Source organism: Yersinia sp. Marseille-Q3913 (assembly GCF_963892745.1).
GTDB classification, from domain to species: Bacteria; Pseudomonadota; Gammaproteobacteria; order Enterobacterales; family Enterobacteriaceae; genus Yersinia; species Yersinia bercovieri.
In genome coordinates this window covers 1-1,364 of record NZ_CAWQAF010000071.1, presented here as the reverse complement: position 1 = coordinate 1,364, position 1,364 = coordinate 1, and the positions used below count along the sequence as shown (strand labels likewise).

The window sequence follows — 1,364 nt, the reverse complement described above, 5'->3', positions numbered from 1 at the left end:
TCCCCATTTACAGCGTGATCTACTGGTGAGTGGTGTTTTTGCTACAGTAAATGCCGCTATAGGTATAGGTATGAGTATTGCCATGGTGATTGCTGGCATTGCCGCCTTTGTTGGCCCGATAGGGATGATTGCTGGGAGCATTGCCGCCTATGCTGGCCCGGTAGGGATGATTGCAGCGGCAGCAATACTAGTGGCTACACAGATTTATTCCGCAGTGACTCAAATTGAACGTATTCGGGATATTGTACCGGATATGACAATAGGAGAGCGGATTGAAAATGGTCTGCTGTTATTCATAGAGATGCCAGTAACATCGGATATAGCGAATAGAGTTAATGCTAATAATGCTCAGAAAGTGCGGCAATCTATATTAGAGCAGCAGCATCATACTTATCAGGAGTTATTAAAAAACAGTGTTGATAAAGATATTCTGTTCTATAGCCGTGGTGATATACGCCTTCATGAGACTATACATACTCGGCCATCTACTTCAGATACTACTATAGATTTTAGCCCTGGATTCTTCGGGATGGACCGCCCTACGGGCAGTAGAAATAATAATTCTTCAATACCAACTGTATATAAAAACTATAGCCTGGATGAAATTAAAGGTGTTAATGATACCATTGTTGCCGATGAATATGGTGATGGCACTGATAACAGTGTTGTTAGAGTGGGAAACATGGGACCTCCTGTCCACTCTGACAAAGCATTAGCTCAAAATAAAGCTGCACTTTTCAGTTTGGGCAGTGGTGATGATAAAGCCTGCGGCTATAAAGATAAAAGAAATGTCTTTATGGTGGGTCAGGGGTATAAGGAATTTTCCGGTGGAAACCAGAGTGATACTTTTATTTTTGATAATCCTGACATTGGAGAAAGAGTCAGTCAAATGGATGGTGGCGAGGGGAGTGACTCCGTCACATTAGCAGCACCAAAGAGTAAAGGCATAAGTAACGAAATCAATCTTACCTCAGGCGAGTATACTCAGCGCGGCATGACGGGGCGGCAGCATATTGCCAAAATTAGCAATATTGAAAATGTCATTAGTTCTAAGAATACGGATGATATTATCCGCGGTAACAACCAAGATAATTACCTCAATGGCTTGGATGGCGAGGATACTATTTTGGGGGCGGGTGGGAATGATGTTATCGCTTTACAAGCAGGATTTGCTGCTGGCGGTGAGGGCATTGACACTTATCATATCCTGCAAAATAGCACCGAAAAAACAGTTAAGGTTATTATTTCTGAAGGCACCGAGTCATTCGCATTAGGAGCAGTAATCAGTAATATTTTACTGGACTATAGCGTCAAACAGATAAGCTCGGTACGGCGCAAGGACAATGGGATGTTACTTGAGTTGA

1 pseudogene is annotated in these 1,364 nt (G+C 42.7%); it reads left to right on the top strand.

Annotation, left to right across the window (positions count from 1 at the left end):
* Positions 1-70: 70 nt before the first annotated feature.
* Positions 71-1,364: pseudogene (locus AACW11_RS18140) on the top strand (hypothetical protein); the annotation flags it as partial.